Annotated in this window: 17 protein-coding genes; 5 read left to right on the forward strand and 12 right to left on the reverse strand. The window is 52.8% G+C overall.

Annotation, left to right across the window (positions count from 1 at the left end):
- Nucleotides 1-92: 92 nt before the first annotated feature.
- Complete coding sequence (locus NWAT_RS07905; RefSeq protein ID WP_013220587.1) at nucleotides 93-2,267, reverse strand: copper-transporting P-type ATPase; 2,175 nt, start codon at nucleotides 2,265-2,267, stop codon at nucleotides 93-95.
- A 160-nt stretch (nucleotides 2,268-2,427) separates the two neighbouring features.
- On the opposite strand from NWAT_RS07905, the gene NWAT_RS16115 reads away from it, so the two are divergent.
- The 3 genes from NWAT_RS16115 (at nucleotide 2,428) to NWAT_RS07920 (ending at nucleotide 4,168) form a co-directional block, all read left to right on the forward strand.
- Nucleotides 2,428-2,658 (forward strand): GDCCVxC domain-containing (seleno)protein, encoded by a 231-nt coding sequence (locus NWAT_RS16115; RefSeq protein WP_013220588.1) that lies wholly within the window; start codon nucleotides 2,428-2,430, stop codon nucleotides 2,656-2,658.
- Between the two features lie 148 nt (nucleotides 2,659-2,806).
- Nucleotides 2,807-3,559 carry an MBL fold metallo-hydrolase gene (locus NWAT_RS07915; RefSeq protein ID WP_013220589.1) on the forward strand — a complete coding sequence of 251 codons (753 nt, stop codon included), beginning with the start codon at nucleotides 2,807-2,809 and terminating at the stop codon, nucleotides 3,557-3,559.
- 165 nt (nucleotides 3,560-3,724) lie between these two features.
- Nucleotides 3,725-4,168, forward strand: a complete 444-nt coding sequence (locus tag NWAT_RS07920) for a beta-lactamase hydrolase domain-containing protein (RefSeq protein WP_013220590.1) — start codon at nucleotides 3,725-3,727, stop codon at nucleotides 4,166-4,168.
- A gap of 31 nt (nucleotides 4,169-4,199) precedes the next feature.
- Here NWAT_RS07920 and NWAT_RS07925 read toward each other — a convergent pair whose 3' ends face one another.
- The 10 genes from NWAT_RS07925 to NWAT_RS07960 form a co-directional block, all read right to left on the reverse strand.
- Complete coding sequence (locus NWAT_RS07925; RefSeq protein WP_013220591.1) at nucleotides 4,200-7,403, reverse strand: efflux RND transporter permease subunit; 3,204 nt, start codon at nucleotides 7,401-7,403, stop codon at nucleotides 4,200-4,202.
- A complete protein-coding gene (locus tag NWAT_RS07930; RefSeq protein ID WP_013220592.1) occupies nucleotides 7,396-8,826 on the reverse strand; it encodes an efflux RND transporter periplasmic adaptor subunit in 1,431 nt (476 codons plus the stop codon). Before NWAT_RS07930 ends, NWAT_RS07925 begins: the two co-directional genes overlap by 8 nt.
- Nucleotides 8,819-10,324, reverse strand: coding sequence for a TolC family protein (locus NWAT_RS07935; RefSeq protein WP_013220593.1), 1,506 nt, complete (start codon nucleotides 10,322-10,324; stop codon nucleotides 8,819-8,821). Before NWAT_RS07935 ends, NWAT_RS07930 begins: the two co-directional genes overlap by 8 nt.
- 745 nt (nucleotides 10,325-11,069) lie before the next feature.
- Complete coding sequence (locus NWAT_RS17390) at nucleotides 11,070-11,288, reverse strand: hypothetical protein (RefSeq protein WP_232420058.1); 219 nt, start codon at nucleotides 11,286-11,288, stop codon at nucleotides 11,070-11,072.
- The gene (locus NWAT_RS17395; protein ID WP_232420059.1) at nucleotides 11,267-11,566 is read right to left on the reverse strand and encodes a hypothetical protein; all 300 of its coding nucleotides are present in this window, start codon (nucleotides 11,564-11,566) and stop codon (nucleotides 11,267-11,269) included. The genes NWAT_RS17390 and NWAT_RS17395 overlap by 22 nt, the downstream gene beginning before the upstream one ends.
- Nucleotides 11,567-11,657: 91 nt before the next feature.
- A complete protein-coding gene (locus NWAT_RS07950) occupies nucleotides 11,658-12,899 on the reverse strand; it encodes a glycosyltransferase WbuB (RefSeq protein WP_013220594.1) in 1,242 nt (413 codons plus the stop codon).
- A 26-nt stretch (nucleotides 12,900-12,925) separates the two neighbouring features.
- On the reverse strand, nucleotides 12,926-14,050 hold the full coding sequence (gene gmd / locus NWAT_RS07955; RefSeq protein WP_198342202.1) for a GDP-mannose 4,6-dehydratase: 1,125 nt from the start codon (nucleotides 14,048-14,050) through the stop codon (nucleotides 12,926-12,928).
- A 63-nt stretch (nucleotides 14,051-14,113) separates the two neighbouring features.
- Nucleotides 14,114-14,278: a PIN domain-containing protein gene (locus NWAT_RS17400; protein ID WP_232420060.1), complete on the reverse strand. Its 165-nt coding sequence runs from the start codon at nucleotides 14,276-14,278 to the stop codon at nucleotides 14,114-14,116.
- Between the two features lie 241 nt (nucleotides 14,279-14,519).
- A complete protein-coding gene (locus tag NWAT_RS16125) occupies nucleotides 14,520-14,696 on the reverse strand; it encodes a type II toxin-antitoxin system VapB family antitoxin (RefSeq protein WP_083781437.1) in 177 nt (58 codons plus the stop codon).
- Between the two features lie 39 nt (nucleotides 14,697-14,735).
- Nucleotides 14,736-16,541: a M61 family metallopeptidase gene (locus tag NWAT_RS07960; RefSeq protein ID WP_013220596.1), complete on the reverse strand. Its 1,806-nt coding sequence runs from the start codon at nucleotides 16,539-16,541 to the stop codon at nucleotides 14,736-14,738.
- 188 nt (nucleotides 16,542-16,729) lie between these two features.
- On the opposite strand from NWAT_RS07960, the gene nhaD reads away from it, so the two are divergent.
- Both nhaD and NWAT_RS07970 read left to right on the forward strand, forming a co-directional pair.
- Nucleotides 16,730-18,190, forward strand: a complete 1,461-nt coding sequence (gene nhaD / locus NWAT_RS07965) for a sodium:proton antiporter NhaD (RefSeq protein ID WP_013220597.1) — start codon at nucleotides 16,730-16,732, stop codon at nucleotides 18,188-18,190.
- Between the two features lie 83 nt (nucleotides 18,191-18,273).
- Nucleotides 18,274-19,377, forward strand: coding sequence for a 3-deoxy-7-phosphoheptulonate synthase (locus NWAT_RS07970; RefSeq protein ID WP_013220598.1), 1,104 nt, complete (start codon nucleotides 18,274-18,276; stop codon nucleotides 19,375-19,377).
- Here NWAT_RS07970 and NWAT_RS07975 read toward each other — a convergent pair.
- Nucleotides 19,374-21,365 (reverse strand): TonB-dependent receptor, encoded by a 1,992-nt coding sequence (locus NWAT_RS07975; protein WP_232420062.1) that lies wholly within the window; start codon nucleotides 21,363-21,365, stop codon nucleotides 19,374-19,376. The genes NWAT_RS07970 and NWAT_RS07975 overlap by 4 nt on opposite strands.
- Nucleotides 21,366-21,472: the final 107 nt, after the last annotated feature.

Raw genomic sequence — 21,472 nt, forward strand, 5'->3', positions numbered from 1 at the left:
TGCTCCACTGATTTTTTAACATATCGTCCTATTTTGATATTGGCGAGGCAGAGATTTTCTTTCAGCGATTGAGTGAATGTCCGCTTTGCTATTTATACTTTCACCCAATTCAAACGCAGCGCATTCCCTACCACGCTGACGGAACTCAGTGACATGGCGGCGGCGGCAAAAATGGGAGACAGCAAAATGCCAAAAAAGGGAAATAGAACGCCCGCGGCTACCGGCACCCCCGCCGCATTGTAGATAAAGGCAAAGAAAAGGTTTTGGCGAATATTGCTCATAGTGGCTCTGGACAGGTGGATAGCTTTGGTAATACCGTTCAAATCGCCTTGCAGCAATGTCACACCGGCGCTTTCCATAGCCACGTCGGCGCCGGTCCCCATGGCAATCCCCACCTGGGCTGCCGCCAGCGCCGGGGCATCATTGACCCCATCACCGGCCATGGCAACCACAGCACCTTTATCCCGCAATTCACCCACGATCCGGTTTTTATCCTGAGGCAGAACGTCGGCATACACTTCATCAATGCCGAGTTTTTCTGAAACTGCCCGAGCGGTAGTTTCATTGTCTCCCGTGAGCATGACAATTTTTAAACCCGCCTCATGCAGATCTTGAATAGCCCCATGGGTCGTTTCCTTGATGGGATCAGAGACCGCGATGACCCCCGCCGATTTGCCATCAATGGCTACCAACATGGCGGTAGCGCCCTGGGCCCGCAACTCTTCGGCGCCTTTCTGAAGCGGCGCGGTATCAACCCCTAGATCGGCCATCAGCTTGCTGTTTCCCAGGGCGATTTCCCTGCCTTCTACCCGGCCTTTTACGCCTTTTCCAGTCACCGCCTCAAAACCCTCTGTCTGGGGCAACTTCAACTCCTTGTCATGGGCAGCCCGAACAATGGCCTCCGCTAGGGGGTGTTCGCTTCCCTGTTCCAGGGCGGCGGCCAGTCTGAGCAGTTCATCTTCTCTCCATCCCTCCGCGGTGATCATCGCCGTTAAGGCGGGACGGCCCTCGGTCAGGGTACCGGTTTTATCCACCACCAGGGTATCCACTTTTTCCATGATCTCCAGAGCTTCAGCATTTTTAATCAGCACCCCAGCCTTGGCCCCCCGCCCTACCCCCACCATGATGGACATGGGGGTAGCGAGTCCCAAGGCGCAAGGGCAGGCAATAATCAAAACGCTGACCGAGACTACCAAAGCATGGCTCAGCGCGGGCGCTGGGCCCCACAGGGACCAGCAAACAAAGGCGATCACCGCAACCAAAATGACCGCCGGCACAAACCAGCCAGCTACTTTATCAACCATTCTTTGAATGGGGGCCCGGCTTCTTTGGGCATCAGCCACCATTTTGACGATTTGAGCCAACATCGTTTCCCGGCCCACTTTTTCAGCGCGGATAATGAGAGAGCCATTGGCGTTCACGGTAGCGCCAATGACTTTTGAGCCCACTGTTTTTTCAACCGGCATGGACTCTCCGGTAATCATGGACTCATCAAGATGGCTGCTACCCTCCGTCACTACCCCGTCTACCGGTATTTTCTCACCGGGGCGAATCCGTAAATGATCGCCAACTTGAATCTCTTCAATGGGGATCTCAGTGGCCTGGCCCTTGTCATCGACCCGGTGGGCGGTTTTGGGCGCCAAGCCGAGCAGGGCTTTGATCGCGCCGCCGGTCCGCTCCCGCGCCCGTAGTTCCAGCATTTGCCCTAACAGCACCAGTACGATAATGACTGCGGCGGCTTCAAAATAAACCGGAACAATGCCGCTTTCGCCGCGAAAGGCCGCCGGGAAAATACCAGGGGCGATAGTGGCGACCACGCTATATATCCAGGCAACGCCCGTACCCATGGCAATCAAGGTAAACATATTTAAAGAACGCTTAACCAGAGAATAAGCGCCGCGCACGAAAAAAGGCCAACCCGCCCAGAGCACAACGGGCGTGGCCAGCACCAATTGAACCCAGTTTGAAATATTTTCGTCAATGAAATGGATATCGGTAAAATGCCCCCCCATGTCCAGTACCAGCAGGGGGAGACTCAACACCAAGCCAATCCAAAACCTGCGCTTGAAATCGGTCAGCTCTGGATTTTCCCCTTCCTCGCCAGTGATGGTTTCCGGCTCCAGGGCCATGCCGCAAATAGGGCAATTGCCGGGTCCTTGCTGGCGTATTTCCGGATGCATGGGGCAGGTGAAAACAGCACTAGATTCGCCATTCTGAACAGAAGCAGCCATGGTTTTATGGGTATGTTGGCGACTCTCCGTACGCATGGGTTTAATCCTCGTTGGGTTTAAAAACAGGGCTTACAATCTTAAGCTTGGGAATACTTAACTCTAGCAGAGGAGGCGAAATTTTTCTTTCCACAAAAATTATTGATGAGATGCTTACAATCATTTACCGCTCTACATTGGCATTACATAGGAGAAAGCCATGGTTATTAAGTCCTGCTCAATTCTCACCTGTCCCCAGTGTGGCTATCAGAAGAAGGAAACCATGCCCAGGGACGCCTGCCAGTTTTTCTATGATTGCAAAGGCTGTGGCGCGGTGTTGCGCCCCAAACCAGGGGATTGCTGCGTATTCTGTAGTTATGGAGATATCCCCTGCCCGCCTATTCAGCAAGCCCATACCCATGGCGGCACAGCTAAAAATTGCTGCCCTTAAAGGGCCTGCATGTAGAGAGGACCAGCACGGATTTTCCCGACAGTAATAAGCCAGAAACTCCCCATTCCAAGGCTAGTAATGATTTCGAGGCTGCGCTATCCTTCCCGATGGGAGTTATTTAAATACACCCATCAGAGGCAAAGGCATCATGTTATTTAAACAACTTTTCGAATCTGACTCATCCACCTACACTTATTTACTGGCCTGCCCCGAAACCGGCCAGTGCGCCCTGATTGACCCAGTTATCGATACCGCTGAACGAGATTTGGAAATACTACAAGCGTTGGACTTGAAGCTAACCTATACCATTGATACCCATGTCCATGCGGATCATCTAACAGGCGCTCTTAAGCTCAAGCAGCTTGCCGGCAGCCAGATCTGCTATCCGGCCATGGATCAGATTTCCTGCGTCGACATTGGCTTGCGAGAGGGTGAAGCTTTTTCCATTGGCAACATCGAACTGCATCCCCTGTTTACCCCTGGCCATACCGATACTCATCATTGCTATATTGTGAACGACCAAACCCACACCCTACTCTTCTCTGGCGATGCGCTTTTAATCGATGCCTGCGGGCGCACAGACTTTCAGCAAGGCGATACGACCCGTTTATACCATAGCATTCGCGACAAGCTCTTTATCCTACCCGACGAAACCCTGGTCTATCCGGCCCACAATTATGAAGGACGATTCATCTCAACCATTGCCCAGGAGAAAAAGCGCAATCCCCGGATAAAGGAATCCACATCGCTAGAAGACTTCACAACCATCATGAACAATCTTGACCTGCCCTATCCCCAAAAAATCGATTTTGCCGTCCCCGGCAACCACATGTGCGGCCAATGCCCGCCTGAGGTGCCCGAAGAATTCCGGGCACCCTGTAGCCCCTATGATCAAGGCTAAGAAGGGGAGCGAAGTTACAGGCTGAGATCCACGAGGAATATCCCCTTGATGGGGAGTACAGCTAGAATTGAATAATCGAGCTATTGGCATAGTACCCCCTATTGCCGTAGGCTTGAGATATATATTAATGAGGAATTAACCCAATATTTACTGGGAGAAAAAAGCATGATGAATCTGAGCAAATTCAATGAAACAACTGCGGTGGGCGGCCAGCCTTTCAAGGAAGATTTGCAACAGCTGAAACAAGAGGGTTTCCAAACTGTCATTAACCTGCGTGCGACTGGCGAGAAGGATCAACCCTTGAGCCCGTCCGATGAAGGAGCGATTGTCAGCGAACTCGGTATGGAATATGCGCATCTTCCGGTATCCATGGATGCCTTAAATGAAACCCTGGTGGACCAGTTCCGGGAGCGGCTAGAGGCTGCCCCCAAACCAGTGTTTGTGCATTGCGCCAGTGGCAAGCGCGCTGGCGCTTTCGCCATGATGGCCACGGCGGTCGAGCAGGGAATGAATGGGGAAACCGCCCTGCAAAAAGCCCGGGAAATGGGATTCGAATGTGACGTCCCCCAGCTTGAACAATTCGTGAAAACCTATATTGATAAAGCATAGGCAAAATCCAATAACAGGGAACGAAAAAAATTCAGAGCCCATCTTTGAACTGTCCGCGAAACCTTTCCCGAACTTGCAAAATCATCCCATAAAACACGGGCAATACCAGTAAGTTGAGAATCATGACACTCACCAATCCCCCTACCATGGGGGCGGCGATTCGCTGCATAGTCTCAGCTCCCGTGCCCGAGCTCCACATAATAGGCAACAGGCCCGCAATGGTGGAAAAATCAGCCATGAAGACAGGACGTACCCGGCCCATCGTCCCCGCATAGGCCGCCGACATGATCTCCTTGGACGACAAGCGCAGAACCTTGGAGGAAGGAGGCGTATTTTCTCCCTCCTGGCGCTTTTTTAGCTTGGCTTGACGGCGCTGGGCCAGCTCCTGGTCGATAAAGGTCAATTTTAGCACCGCCGTTTCAGCCCCCATACCCGCCAAGGCAATGAATCCCACCGCTACTGCCACAGACAGATTGAAATCTAGCCAATACAGCAACCAGAAACCACCGATGAGGTTGAAGGGAATAAAGGCCATCACGAGCAGCGGTTCGGTAATACTGCGGAAGTTAAGGTACAGCAGCAAAAAAATTATCAACAGGGTCAACGGCACCACAATCTGCAACCGCTCGGCCGCCCGGGCCATGTACTCATACTGGCCCGACCAAGTCAAAGTATATCCTGGCGGAATCTCCACTTCCCGTTGCACCACCTCCTTGGCCTTGGCCACATAGCCCCCCACATCCGAGGATTTGATATCCACATACACCCAGGCATTGGGCCGGGAGTTCTCGCTCTTGATCACAGGCGGACCTCGATGTAACCGGAGATCAGCCACTTGAGACAAAGGGATTTGGGTGCCGGTGGGGGTGGGAATCAAAGTCCGTTTCAGTTGGGTCAGATTGTCGCGCAGCTCCCGGGGATAGCGCAGATTCACGGGATAGCGCTCTAGCCCTTCCACAGTTTCAGTCACCTTCATCCCACCAATGGCGGTCTGGATGACATCTTGTACATCTCCCACCGTTAGCCCATAGCGGGCCGCCTCCTCGCGAGAAATCTCGAAATCCAAGTAGTAGCCCCCGGCGGCCTTATCCCCGAAAGCTGATAAAGTCTCTGGAAGCGCCTTCAGCGTCCGTTCAATGTCGCCGGCCACCTGTTCCAACACCGCCAGATCCGGTCCGTTCACCTTGATCCCAATCGGCGTCTTGATACCGGTAGAGAGCATATCTATCCGTGTCTTGATGGGCATGGTCCAGGCGTTGGTAATCCCTGGAAACCGGATGGCGGCATCCATTTCATCCATCAATTCTTTGGTCGTTTTGCTAGGATCCGGCCATTCCTCCTTGGGCTTGAGCTGCACTGTGGTCTCAAACATGGACAGGGGCGCCGGATCGGTGGCGGTCTCCGCCCGCCCCGCTTTACCAAAAACATGGTGGACCTCAGGAAAAGTGCGCAAGATCTTGTCGGTCTGCTGCAGCACCTCCTTGGCTTTGGTGATGGAGATGCCCGGATAGGCGCTAGGCATGTAAAGAATATCCCCTTCATCCAGGGGCGGCATAAACTCGCTGCCGGTTTTAGCTACTGGATAAAGGGTCGCTCCCAGCAAAGTAAAAGCGATAACCAATGTGGTTTTGCGAAAACGCAAAGCCTGACGGACCGCCGGCGCAAACAGGAAATGCAGGAGACGATTGGCGGGGTTCTTTTTCTCCGGCAGGATCTTGCCTCGGATAAAATACCCCATCAGCAAGGGAACCAGGGTAATGGCAAGCACCGCCCCGGCCGCCATGGTATAAGTTGCGGTGAAAGCCAGAGGCTTGAATAGCCTGCCTTCCTGGGCTTCCAGGGTGAAGATGGCCAAATAGGACACGGTCATGATGGCCAGGGAGAAAAATAGCGCCGGTCCCACCTCTTTGGCAGCGACTCCCACCGTCGCCCAGCGCTCATGGTGGGTCAGGGGACTGCCTTTCTCCCGGGCGGCGCGCTCCAGATGCTTGTGGGCATTCTCAATCATCACCACGGCGGCATCCACCATGGCCCCGATGGTAATGGCAATGCCCCCCAAGGACATGATGTTAGCGTTGAGTCCCTGCCCTTTCATGATGATAAAGGCGATGAGGACCGCCATGGGCAAAGCCAAAATGGCCACCAAGGAGGAACGGAGATGGAATAGAAAGAGCCCAAGGACGAGGCTGACGATGATCATCTCTTGAAGAAGGGTTTCCTGGAGACTGTCCACCGCCCGCTCGATGAGCGCACCCCGGTCGTAGACCGGCACGATTTCCACCCCTTCCGGCAAGGACTGCTTTAGTTCCTCCAGCTTGGCCCGCACCCGCTGAATGGTGGCCAGGGCGTTCTCGTCATAGCGCATAACCACCACGCCGCCAGCCACTTCTCCTTCCCCATTGAGTTCGGCTAGGCCGCGGCGCAACTCAGGCCCCAAATGGACATGGGCCACATCCGCGATACGGATGGGCGTGCCTTGCCTATCCACCCCCACCGGGATATTGTTGATATCTTCAATGGACTGGATATAGCCGAGACCGCGAACCATATATTCGGTCTCGGCCATTTCCACCAGACGCCCGCCCACATCCTTATTGGAACGCTGGATGGCCTGCTTGACCTTGGAGAGGGGAATATGGTAAGCCAGCAAGGCGTTAGGGTCCACTTCCACCTGATATTGCTTGACAAATCCCCCGATGGAGGCCACTTCAGCCACGCCAGGGACCGTCTGCAGCGGATAGCGCAGGTACCAATCCTGGATGGTGCGCAATTGGGCTAGATCGTGTTTTCCGCTCCGATCCACCAAGGCATACTCGTAGACCCAGCCCACCCCCGTGGCATCGGGCCCTAACGAAGGATTGATTCCCGCCGGGAGCCTGCCGCCGACATAGTTGAGGTATTCCAGCACCCGGGAACGGGCCCAGTACATGTCGGTGCCGTCTTCGAAGATGATGTAGACGAAAGAGAAACCAAAGAAGGAATAACCCCGTACCACCTTGGCATAGGGCACCGCCAGCATGGCCGTGGTCAGGGGATACGTGACCTGATCTTCCACCACCTGGGGCGCCTGGCCCGGATATTCGGTAAAGACGATGACTTGAACATCTGAAAGGTCTGGAATCGCATCCAGGGGGGTATGTTTGAGGGTCCAGAGACCCACGGCCACCAGCAGCAGCGTAGCCGTCAGCACCAGAAACTTATTCCGGAGGGAAGCGTCGACAATGAACTTAATCACCCTTTACCCCCTCTTGCTCAGAATTCACTGACGAGCTGTGCCCGTGCCGAGCAGAAGGCGGATTTTCCGCTTCAGTCTCTTTATCCTCCACCTGCTTACCCAATCCCTTCCCGTGCTTTTGGTGATCGGTAGGAGCGGTCGATGCTTCCTCTTGGGGCTCTCTCATCTTGGCGGTGGCCTCCCGCAGCTTGGACTCGGAATCGATGAGAAATTGGCTGGAGGTCACTACCTTCTCGCCGGGTTTTACTCCCTCCAAAATTTCGGTGAAACCCTCGGCAGAGACTCCAACCTTCACCTCCCGGGGTTCAAATTTGCCGGGCCCACGGACGACAAACACCTGTTCGCGGGCGCCGGAGCGGACAATGGCCGCCTCCGGCACCACCACCGCATCCACCTGCTTGCTGGCATGAATGGTCACATTGGCGAACATCTCCGGCTTCAGCAAGAGATCAGAATTATCAAATTCCAGACGCAATTGGACAGTGCGGGTTTGTTTCTCTAGGTAGGGATAAATATAAGTAACCGTACCGTGAAAAATTCGACCAGGAACGGCAGCGACGCGCATCTCGGCTTCATCGCCGACCTTGACCCAAGGCAATTCATATTCATAGACATCCACATAAACCCACACCTGGCAAAGATCGGCCAGTACATAGATCTCCGTTTGAGGCGTCACATATTGACCTTCACGGACGCCAATGTTGAGAACGACTCCATGGAAAGGGGAATGGATGTGCAGATTCTTTTGGATCTTTTCCGTCTGCTCCAGCTCACGGATCTGATGTTCCGGCACATCCAATAATTGGAGCCGTTCCCGAGTGCTCTGGACCAGTTCCTCCGCCCCTTGACGGATATCCGGGTAAGGGCTGGTTTTAAGGGTCTCCAGATTACGCAGGGCGAGAAGATATTCTTGCTGGGTGGCTACCAGTTGCGGCGAATAGAGGCTGAGCAACCGCTCATCTTTTTGCACCTTTGCGCCCGTTTCGTCGACAAACAGTTTCTCGATCCAGCCCTCGGTTTTGGGATGGGGCCGTGCCAACAGTTCTTCATCGTAATCGACCCGGCCCACCGCCCGTATCGTACGGGTTAGGGTGCGGCGCTCCGCCGCGGCGGTCCGCACTCCGATATCTTGTACTATGACCGGATCGATCTTTACCGTACCCGCAGGCCCTTTGCCGCTCTTTTCCTCGTCTGCGTAAACGGGAACGTAATCCATCCCCATGGCATCCTTGGCGGGAACCGGTGAGGTAATTTCCGGATTCATGGGAGAACGGTAAAAAAGGGGCTTTTTAGCAGGAGTTTCAGGTATCGACGCCGCCTCCTTCGGCGCCCAATAGGTCGCATACCAATAGCCGCCGCCCGCCCCCATCGCCAGGGCGATTAAGAAGGCCAGAACAATAACCATAGTCGTTTGTTTACTCATCTATCTGTTCCTCACCAATGGCGGCGCTCAAAGCCGCCCGGGCCTGGTAGGCTTCAGCGAGCACCTTCCAATACTCGGTTTCGAAGTTGTAAAGGGTGATCTGGGCATTGACCAAATTCAAAAAATCCACCTTGTTCACTTGGTAGCCGGCCACCATGGAAGCCACCGTTTGCCGGGCCTGGGGGATGATCCCCGTTTTGAACAGGAGAAATTGCTCCCGGGACTCCCGGTAGTCGGCCAGGGCGGTAGAGATTTCCCGCCGCACCTGCTGTCGCCTATCCTGAAAGGTAAAGATTTGTTGGAGCACCTCGCTAGAACGCTGGTCCACCGCCTTGGCTTGCTTGCGGCCGGCATAAAGGGGCACCCTCATACTGAGCATGAAGGTGGCAAAATCGGCGCGGGATCCCCCGCGCAAGGGATCATCGCCGCTGCGAAAGCCATAGGCTGCCCCTAGCTTAAAGTCGGGGAAATACTCCTTTTTGGCCAAATCCAAACGTTCACGGGCGGCTTCAATCCGACGTTCCTCAGCCGCGAGCAAAGGCCGATTTTTCTCCGCCTGCTGCTGCCAGCTTTCCTCTGGCGCTAGGGGTTGAAGATCGATTTCTACTTCACGAGGAAGACGCAATGTGCGCTCTGTGGGCCAGTTCAAGAGGGCATTCAGACGAGCCTCTCCAGTGCGGCGCAAGGCCGTGATCTGAACCTCCAGATCCAAGAGTTTGGACAACTCCACCTGGGCCAGCAGGACATCCTGTTGCAGACCCTGCCCGACCCGATACTTGGTTTGAGCGATTTCCACGAACTGGCGCATCAATGCTTGATTACGCTTCACCGTTTCCAAGGCTTGGTCCAAATAGAACAAATTCCACCAGGTCTGCTTCACATCACGCGTAAGCAGCAACCGCATCTCATGGACATCATGGCGGGCCGCCGCAGCCTCATATTCCGCCGCGCTCTGCCGCAACCCGAGCTTACCGGGGAAGGGAAATTCCTGGCTGATCCCCACTTGCAACTGGGTCATAGCCTCCTGACTGCGGTCGAAGGTATCGACCGGGAGATTCAAGGCATTGAAACTGATGACCGGATCAGGCAGCGTGCCCACCTGGGAGGGAATGGCGGCCATGGCTTTGGCGCGGGCCCCCATCTCTGCAAGGCCTGGATTATCCTGGAGCGCCGTCTCTATGGCGACTTGCAAACTCAACCGCTTCTCTAGCGATTCCTCCCCAGGGCTGGCAGCATATTCTTTACCACTTTGCTGGGAGGGAGTCGAAACAGCCGGGGAATAACCTTGGGATGCGCCTCCATCCATCCCCCTCTTATCTAGGCGGCTTTCCGAAAACCGAGCCTCTGGCGCCTCTAGAAAAGGCGGTTTGACTTCCGCCAAAGCTGCTATTGAAAAGATAAATAATCCACCGGTCACTACACCCTGAAAAAAAAACCGCGGACTATTTCTCTTCTTTCTCGCTCCAATTAAAAGAGCCAAAAAGATAAGTTTAAACATCTCCTTAATTCCTTGAAGGTAATCGTTTCTAGGCAAACCACGGAGCTAAAGCACATCCGGCTTAGTCCTATGGCTATAACGCCCAGCGATCTAACAGGCACGACTAACGAGCTGTAAGGACAGTATAAAAATTCCGGCCTTACGCACAAACCCGGGTCGCGATACTGCTTAGCTTTTCAAGCAGAAATAGGAGGTTTAAAAAGAGAAAGGGGTTGAAATTCGGGTGGCCCTGCCCCCGGCAGGAAAACCCACTGAATGGCGGCTACATAGAGGGGTGAAATTAAGCACTCGGGCAAAAAGCACAGGTGGGAATTACACTGGAGGTGGTAACCGGCACATCCAGATTTTTTATTGCAGTTCCCATTCCCGAAAGAAAATCCATCCTGGAAGGACGACGCAACGCAGGTAGGCGCCCCTATCTGAACCTCTGCCATGGGGTAATGGATTTCCGTCTGGAAGGGGGGGGTGTCAGGGCCAGCAGCAACTAATATTGCTAACAGACTAAAAGTCCCCCAAAAGGCAGCCAAAATAAAAAATTTGATGATACTATATTGCACTCCGTGGATTTTATCACAATTCCTAGATTTAAGGAAATTATTCTCCATCCCCTGGAGCGAGGAATATCCTCCCAAGCTGTGAGCAGCGCAGAAGTTTTTAACTAAGATACGGCTCTAATAAAAATTATTTTTAGGAAAAAAACAGATATACTTCGATTGATGTCCCGTAGCAATAAAAAATTGTCTCTTTAGAAAAATATAAACGGGTTCGCAAAAAAGCGGATATAATTAGAAAGTTCGTCGAAAAACACCTTAGTGCCCGACTCCTCGACCACGATGATATCATCCGCGTAAATTTTCGGGTCCGGCACGACCCCTTCTCGAATAGCCTCGATATTGTAATATAAAATTTGTTTAGTGTTATTGCCCGTAGGACGGAACAGCTTTACCCCGTCCAGATCGGCCACCTTGTTGACTCCCTGAGCGGAGGCAAGCGCTTGCAATAAGGACCAATGCGATAACCACTATTTTCCTCCACCGCCTGTGACGATAAACTGGCATGCGTGCTCATCGTGGATTCCGGGAGCGGACTTGCTGCTTCCCGGGAAGGAGTGCTAGCACCGCAAGCCGCTAAAAGTCCGATCATCAAAAAGCAAAGAATACGCCCCCATCCTTTGCTTAATCTCTCCCGACTGGAGATTCTTAAACCGGTATCCACAAAACGGTTCCTGTTAGTTGTCATCATGGCACTCTCTTGAATTGATGATAAACTGACCCCTCCCCTCACCCAGCAGGAAGGAGGATAGGAAGTTGTCTTCCCATCCACCCCTTCCCCTTTAGGGGGAAGGCAATAAACTTCCCAGGTTTTTTTCAAAATCCAACATCACGCGCTCATAATCACAGTGCTCCACGGCATAACGCCGTGCCTGTTGCCCGAGCTTAAGCCGCCGACCGGGGTTCCGCGCCAGTTGATAAATGGCTTCCGCCAATCCATCCACATCCCCCGGCGCCACTAACTGTCCACAGCCCGCGACCACTTGCCCGATTTGAGTCTCCAGCCGCGCCGTGGCCACCACAGGCCGGCCACTGGCCAGCATCCCCGTCAATTTGGAAGGCATCACCAGATCAGCCGCATCGGCGCGCTGGGGCAATAAGTGAATATTCGCTAAATTGAGCCATTCGTTCAACCGCTCGGCGGGTTGCAATGGCCACCATCGAAGATTGGGTAAGTCCTTTCCCTGGGCTTCCAGCCGGGCGCGGGCAACCCCCGTACCGGCCAGCACAAATACGATTTCTGGCCGGCTCCGCAACCGCCGGGCCGCCTCCACCAAAAGCTCCAGCCCTTGCTTCTCCCCCATATTGCCCGAGTAAAGGGCCACGACCGTCTCCGGGACGATTCCCAGCTCAGCCCGGTAGGCACTCACTCCCGGTAGAGGATAAAGCGCTTGAGTATCCACCCAATTAGGAAAAAGCACGCATCGCGTTTCAACCACCCCTTTGTCCCCCAGATGGGACAGCATCCGAGGGGAAATACTGGAAACCCGATCAAAAGCCAACAGCCACTGCCACTCAAAAATCCTGGCGGCGCCACGCAACCAGCCATGACGCAATAGATTAAGCCCCACCGCAGCGTCCAATTCAAAATCCTGCAGATGCAACCAGACCGCCCCTCCCCCAAGCCGCGCCACGATCCAGGCCACGGGAGCGCAAAAAAGCGTGGGCGCAACCAGCAAAACCACATGGGGACGCCATAGGAGATAGCGCAACATAATGGGCGTACTGGTTAACATGAAAGTGGCTAGATGCAATAACCGGGTTAAGCCGGAAGGAGCATGGGGCACCCAAAGGGGGCAACGCCAGCCGCTAAAACCCTCGCCTACTGGAAGGGCGAAGCTTTCACGGCGATAACGCCAACTGGAGTAACCCTCCTTAACGCGCCATTCCGGATAATAGGGAGGAGCCGTCACTACCCGGACTTCATGCCCGCGACCTGCCAGCCACGCCGCCATCTCCCCACTATACTTGCCGGTACCAGTCAATTCCGGGGTAAAGTTAATACCGTAAATTAAGATACGCATCTTATTCCGCTATGGCATAGAAGCGCTCACTCATAATAATCAAAGGTCCGGTATCCCTCCTGGCGGCAAAGCACATCTCGCTTGGCGTATTTCAAGTCCTCCATGACCATCTCCCGCACCAGCCCATCAAAGGCGATTTGCGGCGCCCACCCCAACTCCCGGCGGGCCTTGCTGGCATCGCCTAGCAGCGTTTCCACCTCGGTAGGACGGAAATAACGGCCATCAATACGAATGATCACATCGCCAGATTGGATATGGCCGTATTCCATGGCCTGCCCGGCAACCGCCCTCACCACGGCGATTTCTTCTTCCCCTTGGCCTTGCCAATCCAAGGAAAGCCCGAGCACCTGGGCCGCCTGTTCGATAAATTCCCGCACTGAGTGTTGCTCGCCAGTGGCAATCACATAATCATCCGGCCATGATTGTTGCAGCATCAGCCACTGGGCTTTCACATAGTCCCGGGCATGGCCCCAGTCCCGCCGCGCTTCCAGATTCCCCACATGCAAGCAGCTCTGTAAGCCCAAAGCGATCCGCACCAACCCCCGGGTAATCTTGCGGGTGATAAAAGTCTCGCCCCGAACCGGCGATTCATGATTAAAGAGGATTCCATTGCAGGCATACATGCCATAGGCTTCCCGGTAATTCACCGTGATCCAATAAGCATAGAGCTTGGCCGCGGCATAAGGGGAACGGGGATAAAAAGGCGTCTGTTCATTCTGCGGCACGGACTGCACCTTGCCATAGAGTTCGGAAGTAGACGCTTGATAAAAACGCACCTTCTCCTCCAACCCTAAAATGCGAATCGCCTCCAGCAACCGCAGCGTCCCCAGAGCATCGGCATTCGCCGTGTATTCAGGCGTTTCAAAGGAAACCGCCACGTGGCTTTGAGCCGCCAAATTATAAATTTCATCCGGCTGCACTTCCTGGATGACCCGGATAAGATTGGTGGCGTCCGTTAAATCCCCATAGTGCAAAATAAAACGCCGCTCGGATTCATGGGGATCTTGATAGAGATGATCAATCCGGTCGGTATTAAACAGGGAAGCCCGACGCTTAATGCCATGAACTTCATAGCCTTTTTTCAGTAAAAACTCAACCAGATACACCCCATCCTGGCCGGTGACGCCGGTAATCAATGCTTTTTTCATGATCCCCCAAAACTCTTCCGGTTTATGCACTCCATTACCTAACCCCTACCTTTCCTGTCCCTGGAATTAATTATTCGACCATTCCCGTAATTCAGGGATGCAGCCTTTCATCAATTGAAAATCCCGATCGCTATGCAACAGAAATAAATTATGCTCCAGGGCAATTTGCGCGATCAGGCAATTAACCGTACTACGTATCGTCACTCCATGGCGCCGACAGTGCCTATACATCTCTGCGGCACACCTATTACGTATCAATGCTTGTCCAATGGATAATAAAACCGCTGCGTTGCGAAATAATTCACCAACACACGCAAGCTTTTCGGCGAATCCGCCCCCTGGAATATCCCCCTGGCAAATAATGCCCGTGATGCCGAAGGAATAATCGTGATCCAGAATCCTATTTAGGACCTAGACCCCAGGCTGTCGCGGTCACGCAGAAAATCGATCCAGACCGACGTATCCACCAATATCACGTGTTATGCCTGTATTCACGCAACGCCTTGTGGTCATAATCCGATCGGATACCAGCCCGCCCTGGCAACTCCCGCAGGTCTTTGCGCTGGTGATGATCGACAAATTCCTTCAACGCCAGATGCACCAGTTCTTTCTTGCTCTTTACAGAGGTACAACGAAAGGCCGCTTCCAGATTTGACTTGAGCCAGTCCCAACGACACCTACTTTACACCTACTTTACCGCTAACCAAGCCTCCCGGGCGGCCACAGCGGGCGGATGAGCGTTTTCATCCATAGTCAGCACGCAGGTATCCTTGGGAGGCAGTTGCAAAGTGACCTCAAACTCCCGCAATTCATCCCGCCGAAAAGCATGGATAAGAACTCTCGCTCCTCCTGGATAAGAGCCAATGACTTTCTCCAGATTGCTGGCGGTCACCCTAATGCCATCCACGGCAATGAGGCTATCCCCAGCTGAGAGTCCGGCCCATTGAGCCGCACTCTCATCGAAGACTTGGCTGATCCTAGCCTCTTTTTCATTCGGAACCAGGCGAATACCTAGCCTAGCGCGAGGCTCGCCCCCGTTGCTAGGTTTACCGCCTTTATCATCATTGGATTCTGAGGTACGCAGCTCATAGCGAATCCCAACCTGGGCCAACAACGCTTGCAGGGGAAGATCCTCCGCCCGCCGCAGCGCTACTTCAAAGAAATCCGTTAGCTCCACGCCTGAAACTTCAGCAACCTGCCGTTCTACCCCATCCTCAGGTACGCCTGCCCCCGTTTTGCCATAAGCCTCCCACAACGCCCGCATCACCTCATCCAAGGAACACTTGCCGTGGGTTTCGCGCCGCAGAGTTAGATCCAGCGTCAGGGCTACCCATGCACCCTTGGTATAGTAACTCACGATAGCATTGGGAGCGTTTTCATCCTGCTGGTAAAACTTCGTCCAGGCATCAAAGCTGGATTCGGCTAGATTTTGCTTAAGCCGGCCCGAGCCTCGCAACACCCGGGTGATGGTCTGTCCCAGCAACTCTAAATAACTCTCTTGGCTAATCAGCCCCGAACGCACCAGCCCCAGATCGTCATAATAGGAGGTAATGCCTTCAAAAGCCCAAAGCAGGTGGGTGTAATTCTCTTGCTGAAGATCGTAGGGAACAAAAGCGGCAGGCTTGATACGCTTGATATTCCAGGTATGGAAATATTCATGGCTGCATAAGCCAAGAAAATTCCGATATCCTTCCCGCACCTCGGTTTCTCCTACTTGAGGCAAATCGTTTCGACTGCATAGCAAAGCACTCGAAGCCCGATGTTCCAACCCCCCATACCCTTCGCCCACGGCAGTCACTAAAAAGACATAACGGTCCATGGGTGCGGGTTCGCCAAAGAAACGGATATGATGTTCGCATAAAACTGTCAGATCCCGACTCAGACGCTCCATATCAGCCCGATGGCGGCCCGTAATAACGATATCGTGGGGAACACCACAAGCCTCGAAGGTGGCCAGGCTAAACTCGCCCATTTCCACCGGATGATCAATCAGTTCCTCATAATCCCCCGCCTGATAGTCACCAAAGCCATAGGGTTCGGCACCAGCCCGAGGCAAAGCGGTAGCTACTCGCCAGCGGCGGTACACCTCCCCTTCTGGCGGCACAAGGGTAACGGTGCAGGGCTGATCCGCTTGCCCCTCCACCCTAAGAAACATGCTGGTGCCATTAAAGAAGCCATGGAAAGTATCAAGATGCGCTGCCCGTACCGAACTATCCCAAGCATAAATCTCGTAACTAAGCGTTAGCGGCTCCGTGCTTGGCGCGCATTGCCAGACAGATTTGCTTATTTTTTCAACGGTAAGCGGTTGCCCCTGGGATTCGGCGCTAAGCCGTACTATGTGCTTGGCAAAATCGCGAATCAAATAACTCCCTGGAATCCAGGCCGGTAGCGACAAACGCTGGCCTTTAGGAGCAGGTTCTAAAATAGTAAGTGTCACCTGGAACAGGTGGGCCTGGGGATTTTTAGGAATAATGCGATAATGAATAAACGACATCGCTAAACTAGCTTGCTCAAAAACAAGATATATAAATAACTTATCACCATCATACTCTTTAAAGAAACCGGCAATTTACCGAATCTCCTTTAGGAAGTCACCCTTCGTGCCGATTTTTAAACGGCGCGTACCACTGTTTTGACTTAAGGTATCATTGGCCACTATTTTTTATTAATCAAGGATAAGTAATGCACCGAGATTTTTCTCAAATTGCCTTGCCGGGGAGAATCCAAGCACTTTGGATGCTGTTGGCCTTCTCTATCGCGCCGGAATTGAGCTTCGCTGCCGAAACCTCTGAATCCCTCGATCTCACCCAGCATTGGGCGGGCTATAGTGCCCTGTTCATTTTTGTGCTGGCCTATACATTAGTGATCCTGGAGGAGCGGCTACACTTACGAAAATCCAAACCGGTGATTGTCGCTGCGGGCATTATCTGGGCGCTCGTTGCGGCCGCGGAGGTCCAGATCGGAACGCCTGGGATAGCTGGAGAAGCCCTCCGTCATAACTTACTAGAGTTTGCGGAACTCTTTCTATTTTTGCTAGCGGCCATGACCTATATTAATACCATGGGCGAGCGAAAGGTATTCGAGGTTCTGCGCGCCTGGCTGGTTTCACAAGGCTTCTCCCTGCGTACTATCTTCTGGCTGACAGGCTTGCTTGCTTTTTTTATCTCCCCCATCGCCGATAACCTTACCACGGCCCTATTGATGGCGACGGTAGTCATGGCGGTTGGAGGAAGCAATCGCCAGTTTGTGGTAGTCGCCTGCATTAACGTGGTAGTGGCCGCCAATGCGGGAGGCGCTTTTAGTCCTTTCGGCGATATCACAACCCTTATGGTGTGGCAAAAAGGCATGGTGGAATTTCAAGAATTTTTTGTCTTGTTTTTTCCATCCTTGATCAATTGGCTGGTACCCGCAGTGTTTATGGCGTTTGCCATTCCCAAAGCCCACCCGCCAGCTTTGGATGAATATGTAGCACTGAAAAATGGTGCCTGGATCGTCATCGGCCTGTTTATCGTCACGATTACCATGGCAGTTAGCTTCCATAATTTCCTCCACTTGCCGCCCGTGTTGGGCATGATGACCGGGCTGGGATTACTCAAATTCTTTGGCTACTATCTCAAGCGCCGCGATGAAGCCGTGCTCAGCTTTCTCAACCAGCAAAGTAGTGAAAAAAGTGGCGGACATCCCCAACCCCTTGCCAGGCCATTTAACATATTTGAGCAATTAGAACGGGCGGAATGGGATACTCTGATGTTCTTTTATGGCATTATTCTTTGTGTCGGTGGATTGGGCGCCATTGGCTATCTGGCGCTAGGCTCCCAATTCATGTACGTGGATCTAGGACCGACTACTGCCAATATTCTAGTAGGCATACTTTCTGCTATCGTAGATAATATCCCGGTCATGTTTGCGGTACTCTCCATGGAACCGGACATGGGACACGGCCAATGGCTGTTAGTGACCCTGACCGCTGGGGTTGGGGGCTCACTGCTTTCCATCGGTTCAGCAGCGGGAGTAGCAGTAATGGGCCAGGCCCGGGGAGTTTATACTTTTTTTGCCCATTTGAAATGGATTTGGGCCATTGCCTTAGGCTATGGCGCTAGCATCTGGGCCCATCTTATCCTCAACGCTGAGCTGTTTCAGTAGCACTTCGTATATTTATATAATGATCGTGTCCGAATTAAACACCCAGTAAAATAGAGCGTTAGTGTAACGGAAATAATTAACCTATGAGCTTTCCTACTGAAGATCTTCGCATTAAGAACATTCAAGAAGTTATTCCTCCGGCCCAACTCCATGAGGGTTTGCCCATTACCGGTGAAGCTTCGGAAACAGTCTATCGAGCCCGGCAAGCCATTCAGGAAGTGCTCGGCGGGAAAGATGACCGCCTGCTGGTGATCGCCGGCCCCTGCTCCATCCATGATCCCCAGGCTGCGCGGGATTATGGAAAAAGACTCAAGCTACTGATTGACGAGCTTGCCGATGAATTGCTCATCGTCATGCGGGTATATTTTGAGAAACCTCGCTCTACGGTAGGCTGGAAAGGGCTTATTAACGATCCCCATTTGGACGGTAGTTTTCAGATTAATGAAGGCTTGCGCCTGGCCCGTAAACTGCTGTTGGATCTGGCCGAAACAGGCGTGCCGGCAGGTACTGAATACCTGGATCTCATCAGCCCGCAATATGTCGCTGATCTCATTGCCTGGGGCGCAATCGGCGCTCGTACAACCGAAAGTCAGGTGCATCGGGAACTCGCTTCGGGACTCTCATGTCCGGTTGGCTTTAAGAATGCGACCAACGGCAGTCTAGGTGCCGCCATGTCCGCTATCGTCTCGGCCTCAAAGCCCCATCATTTTCTCTCCCTCACCCTGGCTGGCCGTTCAGCTATTTTTTCAACGGCCGGAAATCCATATTGCCATCTCATTTTACGGGGTGGACAGAAACCTAATTACGATGCGGAAAGCGTTAACAAAACAGCCCAGAATCTTATTCAAACGGGCCTTCGGCCTCAAGTCATGATTGATTGCAGCCATGGCAACAGTAGCAAGAGCCCCAAAAAGCAAGCGCTAGTGGCTAGGGATATTGCGGGGCAAATTGCTGCGGGCGATGAGCGGATCATGGGGGTTATGCTGGAAAGCCATCTCATAGCAGGACGCCAGGATGTTATTCCAAACACTCCTCTTACTTATGGTCAAAGCATCACCGATGCCTGTATGGGCTGGGAAGAAAGCGAGCAGTTGCTTCGTGAACTTGCCCGCGCTATCCAGAAGCGGCGGCAGCAAACATCAGCAAAACACATTATCTCTGAGAAAAAGCAGGCCAACAGAGGTTAGAAAGTCGCGTTTACGCCGACCATGGCTGAACGGCCTGGTAAAGGAGCCTGGTTTTTTAAAAAGGAAGTATGGCGCCGGGCTTCCTCATCTAAGAGATTTGTCCCCCGCAGGAAAACAGCATACTGCACCGGCCCCAGCGCAAAGCGATATCCCATATAAGCCTTTAATAGGGTATAGCCTCCAGTCTCTGTCTCTAGTGCTGCCGTCTCCCCTTGGGCTTGAACCCGCATTAGATTAATACCCGCATACCCCGGTCCTCGCTCATAGTCCAATTCACTCCCAAAACGCAAAGGCGTTATTCGAGGTAAATTAGCGCCATTTTTCAATTTACCCCTGACATAGTCGGTCCATAAACGAAGATCTAGCTTACCGCGATGATCCTCAAATAGACCTATTACCGTTTCAAATTCTACGCCAAAAAACTCAGCATCCGCTTGTTTTTCGTTTACCAATAAAAGCGCATCCGGGTCCATGGCTAATTCCCCTTCCAAATTAACCCGATCAGCCATCCCATCACCATTTTTATCCTGCTCTTGTAAGAAAATGAAATCGCTGATGAAATTAGCAAAAAGATTCAACTTCCAATGCCAATGTGAACGAGTCTTACGCAAGGATAGATCCAAATTATTGGAGATTTCCTTGTTCAGGAAAGGATTGCCAATTTCAAACGTATTGGTAGCCAGGTGGGGACCTTCTGAAAATAGCTCTTCCAACGCGGGGGCCCGCTCGGAATGGGAAACATTGAAGCCGACAGCATAGTCTTTCCAGAAATCCCACATGGCTCCGCCAGAGATACTGAATAGATCATGGCTCGCGTGCGGGCCACCCTCTGATTTCTTAGCTACCTGATGCTCAAATCGCCCCCCCATCTCGAAATGCCAGCGCCGCCAAGCACGCCCTTCTAAAATAAAGACGCTCATAGAATCCATCCGCGAGGAGGGAGGCATGAAAGCCTCCTCCCCTCTAGCGGAAAGGTCCCGGTTGCGGTATTGCAATCCAGCGACCCCCTCCCACTCTCCAAAAGGAGTATGAAGAAATTCAACCCGACCCTCCCACTCTTTGTTATTTAAAATCGTGCTAGCCAGCCCAGAGGGCTCAAATTCCTGATGGGTATGATCATTATGGCCCCATCGGGTTTTAATGGTTTGGATTCCCGCTAAAGGTAAGTATAAGGCCCCTTTAATATCAAGACGGGTCTGGGCTTGATCAATACGGACTCCGCCCTCTTCGTGCGCCTGCCCTGCTTCATCTTCATGCCCATGCTCACCAGGGACACCATATTCATTGGTGAGGCGACTCACGGCAAGCCCTAAAAATCCCTCATCACGAACGAGAGATAAACCACCGGTAAAATTCTTGGTGTGGACATCGCTGTTTGCAAGTGTTCCACTTTTCGCGGCCGGCTCAGGATTAACCTGGGCAAATCCCGGAATACCATAATCCTCCGTATCCCGCAAAAGGCCAGCCAGGTGAAATGCAAAATCACCTGCACCGGCATTAAAGCGAAAAACGCCGGTAGCGTCATCAGCAACCGAATCATAATGGCCGTACACATCCCCCTCAATGGCTTCGGGGACATAATCGAGAATTCGGTGGTCGACAATATTAACCACTCCCCCAATAGCACCACTGCCGTATAGTAAAGTAGCCGGCCCCTTGAAAATTTCAATCTGATCCGCAAAGAAAGGTTGGACAGCCACCGCATGGTCCGGACTGATAGCGGAAACATCCATGGCCCCAATGCCGTCTTCTAATACGCGAACGCGGGTTCCGCCCAAACCCCGGATAATTGGACGGCCTACCGCAGGGCCAAAGTCGCTGGAAGTCACCCCGAGTTCCCCAGCCACAGCCTCCCCAATATTGCGTTTATCCTTAATCGATAACGCCTTACCCATCAGTACCGAAGTAGGCTGCAATATATCCTCCTCGCTTCTGCCCAAGGGATCAGCCGTCACCACTAACGCTTCCAATGCTACGGCGTCGTCCATTGCTTGTGCCTTAAAAAAAGGCAACAAAAACAGCATCCCCCAGCAGAGGCTTGCCCATCTCAATATAACCACTTGCATTCACTCTCTAAATTTATACATAAATGTTA

This window comes from Nitrosococcus watsonii C-113, assembly GCF_000143085.1.
Classification (GTDB): domain Bacteria; phylum Pseudomonadota; class Gammaproteobacteria; order Nitrosococcales; family Nitrosococcaceae; genus Nitrosococcus; species Nitrosococcus watsonii.

Bases quoted from the DNA above. Each gene is read 5' to 3' on its own strand.
- NWAT_RS07935 (WP_013220593.1), bottom strand. From the start codon at position 10,324: ATGTTTAAACTTATCTTTTTGGCTCTTTTAATTGGAGCGAGAAAGAAG.
- NWAT_RS07920 (WP_013220590.1), top strand. From the start codon at position 3,725: ATGATGAATCTGAGCAAATTCAATGAAACAACTGCGGTGGGCGGCCAG.
- NWAT_RS17400 (WP_232420060.1), bottom strand. From the start codon at position 14,278: ATGTATAGGCACTGTCGGCGCCATGGAGTGACGATACGTAGTACGGTT.
- NWAT_RS16115 (WP_013220588.1), top strand. From the start codon at position 2,428: ATGGTTATTAAGTCCTGCTCAATTCTCACCTGTCCCCAGTGTGGCTAT.
- NWAT_RS07915 (WP_013220589.1), top strand. From the start codon at position 2,807: ATGTTATTTAAACAACTTTTCGAATCTGACTCATCCACCTACACTTAT.
- nhaD (WP_013220597.1), top strand. From the start codon at position 16,730: ATGCACCGAGATTTTTCTCAAATTGCCTTGCCGGGGAGAATCCAAGCA.
- NWAT_RS07930 (WP_013220592.1), bottom strand. From the start codon at position 8,826: ATGAGTAAACAAACGACTATGGTTATTGTTCTGGCCTTCTTAATCGCC.
- NWAT_RS17395 (WP_232420059.1), bottom strand. From the start codon at position 11,566: ATGATGACAACTAACAGGAACCGTTTTGTGGATACCGGTTTAAGAATC.
- NWAT_RS07905 (WP_013220587.1), bottom strand. From the start codon at position 2,267: ATGCGTACGGAGAGTCGCCAACATACCCATAAAACCATGGCTGCTTCT.
- NWAT_RS07950 (WP_013220594.1), bottom strand. From the start codon at position 12,899: ATGCGTATCTTAATTTACGGTATTAACTTTACCCCGGAATTGACTGGT.
- NWAT_RS07960 (WP_013220596.1), bottom strand. From the start codon at position 16,541: ATGTCGTTTATTCATTATCGCATTATTCCTAAAAATCCCCAGGCCCAC.
- NWAT_RS07975 (WP_232420062.1), bottom strand. From the start codon at position 21,365: ATGGACGACGCCGTAGCATTGGAAGCGTTAGTGGTGACGGCTGATCCC.
- NWAT_RS07970 (WP_013220598.1), top strand. From the start codon at position 18,274: ATGAGCTTTCCTACTGAAGATCTTCGCATTAAGAACATTCAAGAAGTT.